Source organism: Marinobacter vulgaris, assembly GCF_003344045.1.
GTDB classification, from domain to species: Bacteria; Pseudomonadota; Gammaproteobacteria; order Pseudomonadales; family Oleiphilaceae; genus Marinobacter; species Marinobacter vulgaris.
In genome coordinates, this window is sequence record NZ_QFWX01000004.1 from 40,340 (window position 1) to 55,873 (window position 15,534).

At 53.6% G+C, this 15,534-nt stretch carries 12 protein-coding genes; 4 read left to right on the forward strand and 8 right to left on the reverse strand.

The window, feature by feature from the left end:
* Positions 1 to 403: 403 nt before the first annotated feature.
* The 3 genes from DIT71_RS09335 (at position 404) to DIT71_RS09345 (ending at position 4,073) form a co-directional block, all read left to right on the forward strand.
* On the forward strand, positions 404 to 1,126 hold the full coding sequence (locus DIT71_RS09335; protein WP_114612964.1) for a hypothetical protein: 723 nt from the start codon (positions 404 to 406) through the stop codon (positions 1,124 to 1,126).
* A gap of 360 nt (positions 1,127 to 1,486) precedes the next feature.
* Positions 1,487 to 3,109, forward strand: coding sequence for an FAD-binding oxidoreductase (locus DIT71_RS09340; protein WP_114612965.1), 1,623 nt, complete (start codon positions 1,487 to 1,489; stop codon positions 3,107 to 3,109).
* A 118-nt stretch (positions 3,110 to 3,227) separates the two neighbouring features.
* Entirely contained in the window at positions 3,228 to 4,073 is an 846-nt protein-coding gene (locus tag DIT71_RS09345; RefSeq protein WP_227538040.1) for a PEP-CTERM/exosortase system-associated acyltransferase, read from the forward strand.
* A gap of 131 nt (positions 4,074 to 4,204) precedes the next feature.
* Here DIT71_RS09345 and DIT71_RS09350 read toward each other — a convergent pair whose 3' ends face one another.
* A complete protein-coding gene (locus tag DIT71_RS09350; RefSeq protein WP_114612966.1) occupies positions 4,205 to 5,038 on the reverse strand; it encodes a THxN family PEP-CTERM protein in 834 nt (277 codons plus the stop codon).
* 717 nt (positions 5,039 to 5,755) lie between these two features.
* Between DIT71_RS09350 and DIT71_RS09355 the strand changes: the two genes are divergently transcribed.
* Positions 5,756 to 6,388, forward strand: a complete 633-nt coding sequence (locus tag DIT71_RS09355; RefSeq protein ID WP_114612967.1) for a PEP-CTERM sorting domain-containing protein — start codon at positions 5,756 to 5,758, stop codon at positions 6,386 to 6,388.
* Positions 6,389 to 6,447: 59 nt separating this feature from the next.
* Here the strand turns inward: DIT71_RS09355 and DIT71_RS09360 are convergent, their stop codons facing one another.
* From DIT71_RS09360 to DIT71_RS09390, 7 genes are all read right to left on the reverse strand, one after another.
* The gene (locus tag DIT71_RS09360) at positions 6,448 to 7,290 is read right to left on the reverse strand and encodes a THxN family PEP-CTERM protein (RefSeq protein WP_114612968.1); all 843 of its coding nucleotides are present in this window, start codon (positions 7,288 to 7,290) and stop codon (positions 6,448 to 6,450) included.
* A gap of 402 nt (positions 7,291 to 7,692) precedes the next feature.
* Entirely contained in the window at positions 7,693 to 8,871 is a 1,179-nt protein-coding gene (prpF, locus tag DIT71_RS09365; RefSeq protein ID WP_114612969.1) for a 2-methylaconitate cis-trans isomerase PrpF, read from the reverse strand.
* The gene (gene acnD / locus DIT71_RS09370; RefSeq protein ID WP_114612970.1) at positions 8,868 to 11,465 is read right to left on the reverse strand and encodes a Fe/S-dependent 2-methylisocitrate dehydratase AcnD; all 2,598 of its coding nucleotides are present in this window, start codon (positions 11,463 to 11,465) and stop codon (positions 8,868 to 8,870) included. Before acnD ends, prpF begins: the two co-directional genes overlap by 4 nt.
* Complete coding sequence (gene prpC, locus DIT71_RS09375) at positions 11,462 to 12,592, reverse strand: bifunctional 2-methylcitrate synthase/citrate synthase (protein WP_114612971.1); 1,131 nt, start codon at positions 12,590 to 12,592, stop codon at positions 11,462 to 11,464. The genes acnD and prpC overlap by 4 nt, the downstream gene beginning before the upstream one ends.
* 102 nt (positions 12,593 to 12,694) lie before the next feature.
* Entirely contained in the window at positions 12,695 to 13,582 is an 888-nt protein-coding gene (prpB, locus tag DIT71_RS09380; protein WP_114612972.1) for a methylisocitrate lyase, read from the reverse strand.
* A 28-nt stretch (positions 13,583 to 13,610) separates the two neighbouring features.
* On the reverse strand, positions 13,611 to 14,291 hold the full coding sequence (locus DIT71_RS09385; RefSeq protein WP_114612973.1) for a GntR family transcriptional regulator: 681 nt from the start codon (positions 14,289 to 14,291) through the stop codon (positions 13,611 to 13,613).
* 105 nt (positions 14,292 to 14,396) lie between these two features.
* Entirely contained in the window at positions 14,397 to 15,533 is a 1,137-nt protein-coding gene (locus DIT71_RS09390) for an AI-2E family transporter (protein WP_114612974.1), read from the reverse strand.
* Position 15,534 lies beyond the last annotated feature (1 nt).

The window sequence follows — 15,534 nt, forward strand, 5'->3', positions numbered from 1 at the left end:
ATGTCAGAAATATTTACACATTTGGACCTTTAAAACACAAACGGTGGTTAGGCCCTTGAACCTTAAACATTATTTTAATGGCGCGATATTTGCTAATCTAGATTTAAGCCAATGTCGGCTCTCCCGCAGTAAAGAATTAGGAGAAAACATAAAACACTCATTATGGGAGTTAGTCTCGCGGCAGCTCTCGCAGTATCCCGCTCAGCCACCGCAGCATTGATCGATTTTACGGATGGCGGATGGACAGCCAATAACCCGCGGTCATTCGGAAGCCTATCGGTAACGCTTGAAGGTTTGGCACAGATGGGATTCTGACCGGCTTCACGTGGAATGGGTGGCAACCTTCAGCGGTTTACGCACGACATGCTAAAATTTAACCACCTCATGGAAAGAGACGCCTTCTATGCCCGAAATAACGACTCTCTTATGGACCGGCGGCTGGGACTCAACATTCCGCCTTCTTCAGCTTTTGCTTGTCGAGAAAAGAAGTGTACAACCTATCTATGTTATTGATAGCACACGTTCCAGCACACTGCGTGAACTCGAGAGTATGGATCTTATTTCCAAAATGGTGAGACAACGTCTCAGTCCAGGCGTCACCTTATATCCGAAAAATATTTTTTTAAGATCAGATTTTCTGGATAATCATGAACTTAAAGAACGATTCGATTTTCTAAAGAGGCAAACCCGTATTGGTAGCCAATATTATTGGCTCGCCCTGATTGCTGAAAATCAGAAATGGGATTCGGTAGAGCTGAGCCTGGAGAGGTTCCAGTGCCCAAGCGTGCTACAAAAATTGATTTTTAAAGATATAGAAGGTGAGCGTCCCACCCTGAATAATTCCTGGGAAGCAGAGCTGTTCAAGTACTGGTCATTTCCCCTCATAACGACCACCAAGACCCAGATGAAGCAAATCGCAAAAGATCATGACTTTTACGATATTCTGCTGAAAAGGTGGTTTTGCTTCAATCCGGTCAAAGGAAAATGCTGCGGGACTTGTAAGCCTTGTGAACTGGCCATGGAAGAGGGTGCTACGGAGGGCGTAGAGTTCATTCACCCCACTGAAATGGTTGTAAGAAAGCTTGGAGCCAGAACCAGAAATAAGTTGAACAGAATGTTTTCGTAGTAGCTACAGCACCGAAATAAATATATAGGAGTATTTTTGCGACGCATTTGTATGTCGTTTATTAAGATACTTATTTATGGTGGGTATATCGCTTTTAACGACCCATTGGTGGTTTTAACAGGTTCGGTTCATGTGAAATTAATGTACTTTAATGTAAAGTGGTTGTTTACATTTGTTTAAACTAAACACAACTTCTTGTTTGCCTTTGATTTATTTAAGGGGGCTCGTTTTCGAAGTCGTAATGCTACAACATAGTTTTCCATGCCATACCTCAACTATACTCTTTGCGTCATTAGTGCACACGCCATTAACAAACTTTGTCGCCATATCGAAAAGTCTTCATAACCCATGGAAAAGCCAGTGAATAGCACCTCAATCGAGTCTGCAATTACCGAATGGGTCACTATCCTGGGCGATTCAGGGGTGGTAGCCGCCAGCGAAGCAGATTTTGGCGCATCCACCATAGGTACGAAACGTTCCATTCCGGCTGTCGTTCGCCCGGAAACTCAGGCGCAGGTCGCGTTGGTGCTTCAGGTGGCGCAGCGATGGCAAGTCGCCGTTTATCCTGTGAGCACGGGTAATAATTGGGGGTATGGTAGTGCCAATCCGATTGAGGACAACTGCGTTATCCTGGATCTTAGCAGGCTTGACCGAATTTCGGATTTTGATCCTGAGCTAGGCGTTGTCACTGTGGGGCCCGGCGTAACCCAGGGCGCGCTCAGGGAGTTTCTGGACAGCCATGAGGGTGATTATCTTGTTCCCGTGACAGGTGCAGGCCCCACCTGCAGCATTCTTGGTAACGCGCTTGAGCGTGGTTACGGCATCACACCGATTACTGATCATTTTGCAGCGGTAACGAAGATAGAAGCGATCTTGCCAGACGGGACGCTCTACAAGACACCGCTCAGTGAAATTGGCGGAGCGGAGGTCGACGGGCTGTTCAAATGGGGACTCGGCCCCTATCTCGACGGACTTTTCAGCCAAGGGAATTTCGGCGTGGTGGTAAACATTACTATTGCACTTGCGCCGGCTCCAGAAACCGTTACCGCATTTTTCTTTTCTATAAAAGACGACGCCAAACTGGAAGCGCTGGTACCTACCGTACGGGCTGTGTTGCGATCGCTCGGCGGTTCAGTTGTAGCTATTAACCTGCTCAACAGCCAGCGCATGCTTTCAATGATGACGGCTTTCCCCGAAAGCAGAGCCGTTGACGGTGTTCTGCCTGCTCATGAAGTTGACACTCTCGCTAACAGCCACGGCGTTCCGGCGTGGAGCGGGGTTGGAGCAATTTATGCCTCAAGAGAAGTGGCCCGAGCAGCTAGACGCACCTTGCAGCGGCTTCTCGGCCCCGTGACTGACCGCCTCATCTTTATAAACCGCCGCAAAGTGAGCTTGGCAAGGACTGTCGCCCGGGCACTTCCTGGGAGATTCGCAACGCGAGTCAAGGGCATGGCAGACACCCTCTCGGGAGCACTGGAAATCATGCATGGAACGCCCAATGATGTCGCGCTATCGCTGGCTTATTGGCGCTCGGGCACGCTACCCGAAACCGGGAAACCCAAAAATCCTGCGAGAGATGGCTGTGGGCTTATATGGTTCGCGCCGCTGGTTCCAATTCGGGGAGACGATGTGCGCCGCTACATCGATATGATTGAAAGCATCTGTCCCCAATACGGCGTCAATCCGCTGATCACTTTAACGACTGTCAATGATCGCTGCTTCGACTCGACTGTCCCCCTGCTTTTTGATCGCAGGGACGCGGATGCTACTGCGAGGGCCAACAGCTGTTATCGCGCACTTTTTGAGGCAGGCCAAAAAGAAGGCTTCCTGCCCTATCGTCTTAATATCGACGCCATGGGTGTTCTGAACACAGATAGCTCTTCTTTTTCCAGACTTGCCAGTCGACTGAAAGCAGCAGTCGACCCTAATTTCATCCTGGCGCCCGGACGTTATGTTCCCAGGATCAAGAGTTCCGAGGTCTGATGAGCTGTAACCTCGATACACCCGTAGTACGCCGGCAAAAGGAGTTACGACGGCGCTTTTTCTCACTGCGACTATCGCACTAACAGCTCCCTGAACGGGGAAGAATGAGGGCCTGAAAATGATGAACACAGGGTTTGCACTTCACCAAGAAACAGAAAATAAGAAAGACCAACAAAATCAAGAAGACGTCAGCACCATTTTTAACTCGGTATTCAATGTCGAGTTAGCAATGTCTCCTGAAGCGATAAACGAAGTCTTCGAAGTTCGATACCAAGTTTATTGCATTGATCGGCCTTTCGAGGACCCGGACTGCTTCGTCGATAAACGCGAGCACGATGCCTACGATCCGCGGTCCGCGCACGCTCTGATCCGACACCGGATAACGAGAGACAGCGTTGCAACCGTTCGCCTCGTCATGACCGGCGATAATCCAGAACAGGATGAGTTTCCCATGGAAGCTCCCTGTATTCCCCGGATGGATCAGCATGCACGGGCTGCATTTGAAGGAGCTCGCCGCGATCAGATCGCGGAAATATCGCGAATGGCGGTCAGCCGGGAGTTCCGGCGTCGTCTCAATGAGGATGAATCTTCCACGGGCGCGAGCGATTTTGTCCGCTATAGCGATTTGGAAAATGGCAAACGCGCCATGCCCTATATCAGCTTGGGGCTTTTTGCCGCAATTCTTCAGATGTCGGTCAGACACAATATAACTCACTGGATGGCGATCATGGAGCCAGCACAGCTTCGACTGTTAAAGCGATTTGGCGTCGAGTTTGATCACGTCGGACCTGTGATGGAATACCACGGTCGCCGTCGCCCTGCATTTACCGAAGCAGCGTCCCTGATTGATGGCATTAAGAAGCGCCGTCCGGATGTTTGGTCGCTAATTACTGAGGATGGGCGCTACTTGCCGGCGAAACCGGATACCAGAGGCTACAAGGCAAATGAGAGAGAGGTTGCCTGACCAACACCTAAGCGATTCTGAACTGACTTGAGTGCTGTTGGCTCGGCGAAATTTCATAATTAAAAGCCCCCGATTTTCAGCGGGGGCTTCTTTTTCAGCATTGCTATCTGAGCGTTATGGTCGTTCAGGCGTTATACGTTTGCTGCTTTTTTCCTGCGCGACAGACCAAGTCCGGCGAGACCAAGGCCCAACAGCGCCAGGGTGCCTGGCTCAGGTACCTGTACTTCTCTGGAAGTAATACTGAAAGAGGACTGGAAGTTGTTAGTACCATCCTCTGGAGTCAAAAGACCAACACATCCAATATTGGCACCAGCCGCTATACAGGCACTGTTAGGCAACGTCTCTAGATTAGCCAACTCAAGAAACACGGTGTAGATGTAATCTCCCTGTTGGAACTCCTGTCCCGGGAGTTCTCCACCCGTAAAGTCTCCTAAGCCCTCAATGCTCACAATGGTGAAAATGTCACCGCAAGGCGTTGAGCCTCCATCGGCACAGGGTGTCGAGTTATTCGGTGTCTCTGTGAATCTGGTGTTAAAGGTAATAGGAGGCAGAAACTCGGTATCGCCTGGGTCGTTTGGAAACAGTGTCAGCGTGGAGGTCAGATCAAACGATAACAGCGTATCATAGCTTGCGCTGATGATATTATTGGTATGGGTAAATACCCCAGTATTAACTGCAGCCCCGTTAGTGAACACAGGACCGGCAGCTGGATCTATGTCGTTGATTCCAACTGATGACCGATCGCCAGCATCATCACCGCCCCATGAAATCAGCTGGTCACTAACAGACTGGGTGCCGCGGTCAACGCCAACAACCACAGGTTTTGTGGTGAATGTCGCATTGTGCAAATCATTGTCGACCGTATAGTTCCAGGATGCAATCGGTTGCGCCATGGCAGACGCCGCGCCTAGTGCAAGAGGTGCAACAAGCGTTGATAGCAATGTTCTTTTAAGTGCAGTGTTCATAATTATCTCTCCTTGATTGTGAACGCTGGCAGCCCGACTTCAAACAAGCCAATCAGCGGTATTGGAATGAAAGCATCACTCATACCAAGTCTTAATTTTTTATATTTTCTAGTTACTTAGGAATACGCGTCGATACATTCGAATTAAAGGGTGTAAGTATCTTCGACAACGGAAAAGAGTAAATGCATCGCATTATACGCCATGTGTTTTTTTGCGCGGCATTTTAGTAACGACGATCAAATCACAGCAACTCGAATTGATCGACTTATAACTAACATGGATACTAAAATGGCATTTTAATGCAAGAACGGATACTGATTCCGTAAATTATACTGACACCAGCAGGGGACTCGATTTATAACGTTTACCGTAGTTGATCCTCTCCGAACAGTTGAACTCTGAAAAGAGCCTGAAATCCTCAATTTGTCGTCCTCATGTCGGGAATATTTACACTTCTGATATCTTGCTGAAATGAATTGTCTCCAGTTCGGTCGGAGTCAGGTGCTGACTATGCGCATGGTAGCCTGGCGCATAACCTGTTACTTACTAACCGGCTTCAGATTGGGAAAGATATGTCATCTTTCTTTACACAATCGTGCGGTGAGAACATCTAAATAATCGTATGCATCTGATAAATATATTTTTTATTGTTCTGGCATGACACGTGCTATTTACTCCTCGTTCGAAACACAACCTGAGCAGTAAACGGAGTAAACCATGAACAAATGTAGTCAAATTGTTGCTGGTGCAGCAGTCAGTCTGTTTGCAGGCGCGGCCTCTGCGTCGCTGATCATCGATAATTCCACATCGGGTTACTACAACGATAGCCTGGGCGACCTTGCTAGCACTTACGGACCGAATTCACTCTTTTTTCCAGGTGCTAACGTTTCCGAAGGTGACCCGACCCAGAATCCGATTGCCGAACCCACCTTGGACCAAACGTCTGAGCTTGGCGGCTGGCTTAGTGGTGATTTCACCAATTCCGAGTGGCAGGGCCCAAGAGCTATTCCACCCACCTGGGCTGTGAATACGGAAACTGCAGTCGCTTATGAATTTACGCTGAGCGAGTCGTCTTATGTAAACGTCAATGTTGGCGTCGATAATGGCATTTACGCCTGGTTCAATGGCGACTACGCCTTCGGTGCGATGCGCAGTGGAGGTGCATTTGCCAACGAATACAGCTTTGGCACAACGCTTTCTGCAGGCACTCATTATCTGCAGCTACTCAGAGAGGACCATGGCGGCAGCACGGGTTACATAATTTCTGCTACAGCCGTACCTGAGCCTGCAACATTGGCGCTAATGAGTCTTGGACTGCTTGGTCTTGGTTTCTCTCGCCGCAAGGCCTGATTGATATAGCACAAATGAAAAAAACCGGGGCATCTGCTCCGGTTTTTTCTTTTTGAATATTATGCAGTGGCTACTTTTTTCCTACGTGAGAGCGCGAACCCGGCAAGACCGAGGCCCATCAGCGCAAGTGTACCCGGCTCAGGAACGCTTACTGGCGACGAGGCAATACGGAAGCGGGTCTGAAAAGCATTTTCCTGATCTTCGATTGTCTGAAGGCCAACGCAGTCAGATGGGGCACCAGCCACCTCACAGGTTTCCCCTAGAGCGAACAGGCTTTCCAACTCAAGGAAAACCGTGTAGCTGTAGTCGTCGATAGTGAATGATGGTGACGCGATCTCAAACCAACCGTCTACGTTCTTGGAACCGCCCAACTCGTCGATATTATCAATGGTGAAAATGTCATCACAGGCTTTCGGCGACGAGCCTGCAAAACAGCTGCCGGCATTGTTCTGCGTTTCAATAAACGACGTCTTGAACGTAAGATCATCCAGCCTCTGGACGTCACCGGTGTCCGGCGTTGCCGCATTCAGCGTCAGGGATGAAATAAGATCGAAGCTGGTCAGCGTCGTGTAGCTGGCCCCAATGATATTGTTGGTATGAGTGAAGGTTCCACCATTAACGTAACCACCATTAGTGATCAGGCCACCTGTGGCCGATACGTCTTCGATTGCAACCGATGACCGATCACCGGTATTAGCGAGATCCGTATTGCCCCAAGACAGGTTATGGTCTTCTTCGACGGTTGTGCCGCCTGAGCCGCCACCATTGAATTGCGCGTTGGTCAGGGTGTTGTCGACGTTATAACCCCACTCGGTAATCTCGGCTGCGTTGACAGATTGCACACCCAGTGCAAAAGGCACAACAAGCGTCGATAAGAGCGTTCTTTTAAGTGCAATATTCATATTAATCTTTCCTTGATTATGGGTGCTGACAAAGTTTTAAATTATGCGCGTCAACGACTACAAGGATAAGCACAATATATGCCATTAATTTTTAAATGTTATATTTCATGAAATTATAGATTTTATTATTAAGATATATATACGTGTGTAATTATATTCGACGAATATTACTTATAGACGGGCATATTTAGTCGTTATGTACTTTAAGGCGGGATATAATATTTTTTATTTTTTAAATAAATCGCTATAATAATCTGTTTTATTATTTTACTTGAATTAGCAATGCTTTATAAAAAATAATTACTGAGAAATGCGTAAATTATATCGACGATATTAAAAAAACGGGGGAATATCACTGATATTCCCCCGTTTTCTTGAAGGACGTTTACATTGACACTTCCATCAGAAACTGTCGCCGGGCACCCTTACCCAACCCTCCATAAGCACTCGCGCACTGCGGCTCATAATCGCTTTGGTGGCGGTCCACTGACCGTTAACCTGGCTGGCCTCTGCACCCACCTGCAGGGTGCCGGATGGGTGGCCGAAGGTTACCGACGCCCGATCGCCACCGCCTGCTGCCTGGTTGACCAACGTGCCGGGTACCGCCGCGGCAGTGGCAATCGCTACGGCGGCTGTGCCCATCATGGCGTGGTGGAGCTTGCCCATGGACAGGGCCCGCACCAGTACGTCCACATCCCCTGCCCCGATGGTTTTTCCGCTTGAGGACACGTATTCCGAAGGCTTGGCCACAAAGGCGACCTTGGGGGTGTGCTGGCGGCTGGCTGCCTCTTCGAGGTTCTGGATCAGGCCCATTTTAAGGGCGCCATGGGCGCGGATGATTTCGAACATGGTCAGAGCTTCAGGATTGCTATTGATATAATCCTGCAGCTCTGTGCCCTTGTAACCGATGTCTTCGGCATTCAGGAATATGGTGGGAATACCGGCGTTGATCATGGTGGCCTTAAGCGTGCCTATGTCCGGCACTTCCAGGTCGTCTACCAGGTTGCCGGTGGGGAACATGGCACCCTCGCCGTCAGCGGGATCCATGAACTCCACCTGCACTTCGGCAGCCGGGAAGGTCACACCATCAAGCTCGAAATCACCGGTTTCCTGCACTTCGCCGTTGGTGATGGGAACCCGTGCGATGATGGTTTTTTTGATGTTGGCCTGCCAGATGCGAACGGTGGCGGTGCCGTTTTCCGGGATGCGATCTTTGGCAACAAAGCCTCCATTGATGGCGAACGCGCCTACCGCCGCGGTGAGGTTCCCGCAGTTGCCGCTCCAGTCGACAAAGGGTTTGTCGATGGAAACCTGACCGAACAGGTAATCCACATCGTGGTCCGGCTGCGTGGGTGCGGCCAGGATGACGGTTTTGCTGGTGCTGGAAGTAGCGCCTCCCATGCCGTCGATCTGTTTCTGGTATGGATCGGGGCTGCCAATGACACGCAGCAGAAGCTTGTCCCGGGCTTCACCCGGGGTTTGGCAGGATTCCGGGAGATCCTGCAGGCGGAAGAACACGCCTTTGCTGGTGCCGCCACGCATGTAGGTGGCGGGGATTTTGATTTGAGGTTTGTGTGTCATGCCGCACCCTCGGACTGCAGGAAATCCTCGGCAAACCGCTGCAGAACCCCACCGGCACTGTAGATGGACACCTCTTCCGCGGTGTCCAGCCTGCAAATCACCGGTACACGTTCGGTATCGCCGTTCTTGCGGTGAATGACCAGCGTGAGTTCGGCGCGGGGCGAAGGCGTGCCCTCCACATCGAAGGTTTCGGTGCCGTCAATGTCCAGCGTTTTGCGGGTGGTGCCTTCTTCGAACTGCAGCGGCATCACGCCCATGCCCACCAGGTTGGTGCGGTGGATGCGCTCAAAGCCTTCAGCGACAATTGCTTCCACGCCGGCCAGGGCGACACCTTTGGCGGCCCAGTCGCGGGAGGAGCCCTGGCCGTAATCGGCGCCGGCAATGATGATCAGCGGCTGCTTGCGTTCCATATAGGTTTCAATGGCTTCCCACATGCGGGTGACCTTGCCTTCCGGCTCGATCCGCGCCAGGGAACCCTGCTTCACGTTGCCGTTTTCGTCCCGGACCATTTCGTTGAACAGTTTCGGGTTGGCGAAGGTGGCACGCTGCGCCGTGAGGTGATCGCCACGGTGTGTGGCGTAAGAATTGAAGTCTTCCTCCGGCACGCCCATTTTGTGCAGGTACTCACCGGAGGCGCTATCCATCAGGATGGCATTGGATGGCGACAGGTGGTCCGTGGTGATGTTGTCCGGCAGCACGGCCAGCGGGCGCATGCCCTTGAGGGTCTTCTCACCCACCATGCCACCTTCCCAGTAGGGCGGGCGACGGATGTAGGTGCTCTGGGGGCGCCAGTCGTAGTTCGGGTTGGTGTTGGCCTGTGCGTCCCGGGTGATGTCGAACATCGGAATGTAGGTGCTGCGGAACTGCTCCGGCTTGACGCTGGATTTGACGATGGCGTCGATTTCGGCGTCATCCGGCCAGATGTCCTTCAGGGTGACGGGATTGCCGTCTTTGTCGTAGCCGAGGGCATCTTTTTCGATGTCGAAGCGGATGGTGCCGGCAATGGCGTAGGCGACCACCAGCGGCGGTGATGCCAGGAACGCCTGCTTGGCGTATGGATGGATCCGCCCGTCAAAGTTCCGGTTACCGGACAGCACGGCGGTGGAGTAGAGGTCGCGATCCATGATTTCCTTCGAGATTTCCGGATCCAGGGCGCCGCTCATACCGTTACAGGTGGTGCAGGCAAAGGCCACGACGCCAAAGCCGAGCTGTTCCAGTTCCGGCAGCAGCTTGGCTTCTTCCAGATACATTTTCACCGTCTTGGAACCCGGCGCCAGGGAGGTTTTCACCCAGGGCTTGCGGGTCAGGCCCAGCTTGTTGGCGTTGCGGGCAATCAGGCCGGCCGCGACCATGTTGCGGGGGTTGCTGGTGTTGGTGCAGCTGGTAATCGCGGCGATAATGCAGGCGCCGTCCGGCATCTTGCCTTCTTCCTTCTCCCACTTGCCGGCAATGCCACGCTCGGTCAGCTCGGAGGTGGGCAGATGGGCATGAGGGTTGGAAGGGCCAGCCAGGGTACGGGTGACCTTCGACAGGTCAAACGTCAGCACACGCTCATACTCGGCGTTTTTCATGCTGTCGGCCCACAGGCCGGTTTCCTTGGCATAGGTCTCAACCAGGGCAATCTGATCGTCTTCACGGCCGGTCAGCTTGAGATAGTCGATGGTCTGGCCATCGATGTAGAACATGGCCGCCGTGGCGCCGTATTCCGGGGTCATGTTGGAGATGGTCGCACGGTCGCCCACGGTGAGACTGTCGGCGCCTTCGCCGTAGAATTCCAGATAGGCACCGACCACCCTTTCCTTGCGCAGGAATTCGGTGATGGCCAGGACCATATCGGTACTGGTGATGCCCGGCTGCAGCTTACCGGTCAGCTCCACACCCACAATGTCCGGCAGGCGCATCATTGACGCACGGCCCAGCATCACGCTTTCGGCTTCCAGACCACCAACGCCCACGGAGATAACACCCAACGCGTCCACCATCGGCGTGTGGCTGTCGGTGCCCACGCAGGTGTCCGGGAAGGCAACGCCGTCACGCGCCTGAACCACCGGCGACATCTTCTCCAGGTTGATCTGGTGCATGATGCCGTTGCCCGGAGGAATCACATCCACATTCTTGAACGCGGTCTTGGTCCAGTTGATGAAGTGGAAACGGTCGTCGTTACGGCGGTCTTCGATTTCGCGGTTCTTTTCAAAGGCGTCCTTCTCGAAACCGGCGTGCTCGACGGCCAGGGAGTGGTCGACGATCAGCTGGGTTGGAACAACCGGGTTAACCTTCGCCGGGTCGCCGCCCTTCTCCTTGATGGCGTCCCGCAGGCCGGCCAGGTCTACCAGGGCCGTCTGGCCGAGGATGTCATGGCAGACAACCCGTGCCGGATACCAGGGGAAGTCCAGATCACGCTTGCGTTCGATCAGCTGTTTCAGGGAGTTCGTCAGCATCTGCGGATCGCAACGGCGAACCAGCTGCTCCGCCAGGATTTTGGAGGTGTACGGAAGCTTGTCGTAGGCGCCGGGCTGGATGTCTTCCACAGCCTGGCGGGTGTCGAAATAGTCCAGGTCGGTGCCTGGAAGGGGTTTGCGGTAATTTGTGTTCATGTGCGCTCCTCGATCGGCACCCACTGTGAGTGCTCAGGGCCGTTGTAATCGGCGCTGGGGCGGATGATGCGGTTGTTTTCACGCTGCTCTTTCACGTGGGCGGTCCAGCCGGATACCCGGGACATCACGAAGATGGGGGTAAACAGTTCGGTTGGGATGCCCATGAAGTGGTAGGCGGACGCGTGGAAGAAGTCGGCGTTGCAGAACAGCTTCTTCTCGCGCCACATGACTTCCTCGCAGCGCACCGAGACCGGATACAACACGGTGTCACCAACTTCTTTGGCAAGCTTTTCCGACCACTTCTTGATGATGGCGTTGCGTGGGTCAGACTCGCTGTAGACGGCGTGGCCGAAGCCCATGATCTTCTCTTTGCGCTCCAGCATGCCCATCAGGCCTTCTTCGGCTTCGTCCGGGGTCTTGAACTTCTGGATCAGCGCCATGGCGGCTTCGTTGGCGCCCCCGTGAAGCGGGCCGCGCAAGGTACCAATGGCCCCGGTCACACAGCTGTGGATATCAGACAGCGTGGAGGCGCAGACACGGGCGCTGAAGGTGGAGGCGTTGAATTCGTGCTCTGCGTAGAGAATCAGGGACACGTTCATGACCCGCTCATGCAGCTCATTGGGTTTCTTGCCATGAAGCAGCTCGAGGAAATGCCCCCCGATGGAATCCACGTCGCTGGCGGTATCGATGCGCACGCCTTCGTGGGCAAAGCGGTACCAGTAAGTGATGATGGCCGGGAACAGGGCAAGCATGCGGTCGATCTTGTCGTCCTGCTGGCTGAAGTCGGTCTCTGTTTCCAGGTTACCCAACATCGAGCAGCCGGTACGCATGACATCCATGGGATGGGCGTTTTTAGGAATATGCTCAAGTACGGTTTTCAGGGCGTAGGGCAGCTCGCGCAGGCCAACGAGCTTTTTCTTGTAGGCGTCCAGTTCCTGCCGGTTGGGCAGTTTGCCGCGCAGCAACAGGTAGGCCACTTCTTCAAACTGGGCGTTTTCGGCCAGATCGCTGATGTCATAACCGCGATAGGTCAGTCCCGTGCCCGACTGACCCACGGTGCATAGTGCGGTGACGCCGGCCACCTGCCCGCGAAGCCCAGCGCCTCCGAGTTTTTTTGCTTCAGCCATGGTGTTACTCCCCCTCATTCTGATTCGGTTGTCGGATTATGCTTCGCTACTCCGACCTATGTTTTTTGCACCCCTCTCCTCTAGAGGGAGAGGGGAAAGTGATTAGCCTTTTTTCTGCTGGAACAACTCATCCAGCTTCTGCTCGAAGTCGTGGTAGTTCAGGAAGTCATAAAGCTCCATCCGCGTCTGCATGAGGTCAACCACGTCTTTCTGATCGCCCTTCTCCAGGATGTTTTCGTACACCATCAGCGCGGCTTTGTTCATGGCGCGGAAAGCGCTCAGCGGGTACAGCACCATGCCGGCGCCGGCTTCAGCCAGCTCCTTGCGGTTGTACAGAGGCGTGGCGCCGAATTCGGTGATGTTGGCCAGTACCGGAACATCGAGGGCTTCGGAGAAGGCCTTGTAGTGCTCCAGTTCGGTGACGGCTTCTGCAAAGATGCCGTCGGCACCGGCTTCAATGCAAGCTTTGGCACGCTCGATGGCGGGCTCCAGACCTTCTTTCTGGAACGCATCGGTGCGGGCCATAATGAAGAAGTCGTCGTCTTCACGGGCATCCACCGCGGCCTTGATGCGGTCGACCATTTCTTCCTGGGAGACGATTTCCTTGTTGGGGCGGTGGCCACAGCGCTTCTGGGCGACCTGGTCTTCAATGTGTACTGCCGCCGCACCGGCGCGTTCCATCTCCTTGATGGTGCGGGCAATATTGAAGGCGCCACCCCAGCCCGTGTCGATGTCCACCAGCAGCGGTACGTCAGTGGCAGCGGTAATGCGGCGAACGTCCTCAACCACGTCGTTCATGGTGGTAATGCCCAGATCCGGCAGGCCGTAGGAGGCGTTGGCAACGCCGCCGCCCGACAGGTAGATGGCCTGGTGGCCGACTTTCTCGGCCATCATGGCGGTGTAGGCGTTGATGGTGCCTACGATCTGCAGGGGATGGTTTTCTTTGAGGGCCTTGCGGAAGCGGGCGCCTGGGGATAGTTTTTTGGACATGGTGTTGGCCTCGTTCGTTGTCGGTTTGTTAGATGGTTAAGCTGCCATTCTGGATCTTTGTTTCTATGTTGTTTCGGGCGGCGTTGATGTGTCGTTTCATCAGGAACTCCGCCAGTTCGCCGTCGCGCTGAGCGATGGCTTCTGCAATTCTGCGGTGCTCTCCGAGCGCCATATGGGGCCGACCGGAGGAGGTACTCAGGCGATAACGGTACATCCGGACCATATAGTAAAGATCCCCCAGCAACATTTGCGCGAGCTTTGTGTTGCGGCTGCCGGTGGCGATGCGGTGATGGAAGTCGTAGTCGCCCTCAGCCTGATAATACGCCTGGCCCTGGGCCTGTTCGATCATCCTTTCGTGGGTATCAAGGGTAGCCTGGAGATCGACAATCTCCTCGTCGGTCATGCGCTCGGCGGCCTGTCTTGCAGCCAGACCTTCCATGGTTTCGCGAATGCGGTAGAGTTCCAGGAGTTCCTCGGCGCTGACGGACACAACTTTCACCCCGGCGTGGGGGCGGCGAACCAGTAAGCCACGGGATTCGAGGCGGCCGAGAGCTTCTCTCAAAGGGCCGCGGGTAAGGTTGAAACGGGAGCAAAGTTCCACTTCGCCGATTTTCTCACCGGGAACCAGATCGCCCTTTACGATTGCCGTTTGCAGACAATCGAAGGCTTCATCGGCGCGAGTATAAGTCTGGATTGCGGCTTCTGACATGGTTTGTCAACAATAGTTGCTGTAATAGCCAGAAATTTACGCCCGAGACCGCGCATTGTCAACAATCTATATACTAAAGAATGCTCAATTGTTGACATGACACCATCATTTGCCCAATAACTCCCCCACCGCCCGTAAATTGGTGACGTGGTCACACAGGGTTTTGATGATCATCAGCATCGGGGTTGCGATGATCAGCCCCACCGGACCCCAGAGCCAACCCCAGAATAGCAGGCCGATAAAGATCGCTATTTCGTTGAGGCTGGAGACGCGACTGGTGAGCATGGGCAGCAGCAGATTCCCCTGGATGCTGGTTATCACCAGCGATACAAGAGCGATTACGATGCCCATTTCGATAGAGCTGAACTGGATGAACGCAGCCACACCGGCACCCACCAGCACCAGAAATGGCCCCAGATAAGGCGCGACACTAGCCAGACCCGCAACCACGCCCCAGAAAACAGCCTGCTCCATGCCAAGCAGAAGAAACGACAGCCAGGTGAAAAATCCCACGAACACCGCACCCAGCAGCATCACGAACAGGAAGCGCCGTACCTGGCCATGGAACTCGTTCATTATTCGCGCCGCCTTGCGCATACGATGGAATGAAGGCCCCGACAGTTTTACCACTTTGCGCTTATAAAGCCTCCCCGCCGCCAACATGAAGTACACCAGCAGCAGTGCGGAAAAAACCTGGGAAACAACGACCAGTATTGTCGATGATCCCTCCATCAGGAATTTTCGGAAATTGAAAGGCCTGTCCACAACCCTGACTCGCATTACGTCAGGCTCGTCGGCCTCCTCTTCCTCATCCTCAGCACTCTCCTCGATTTTCTTGGCCACATCCTGGGCCTTTTCCACGACGCCTTCCTCGTCCGGAGTCGAGCGCGCTTCAGCCCGCTGGAACTGCTCGATTGCCCAGGGCGCCTTGTCCAGTATGGCAATGGTTTCACGCTTCAGTGGAATACTCGCGCCGGCAATTGTGATCACCAGTATGGTCAATACAAGTGCGGCGCCGAGCGGACGCGGAATGTGGAATTTTTCCAGCCAGGACACCAGTGGATCGAGGGCGTAACTGATGAGAATGGCGCCCACCAGCGGCACCAATACGGCCTGCGCCCAGGAGATGAAATACAGCACCGCCACGGAGGTGAGCAGGATCATGGCGGTATTGCGAACATCCACCCTCTGTATCAGGCTGTGTTCAGACACACCCTCTGGTTCCAGTTCACGCTTTTCCATG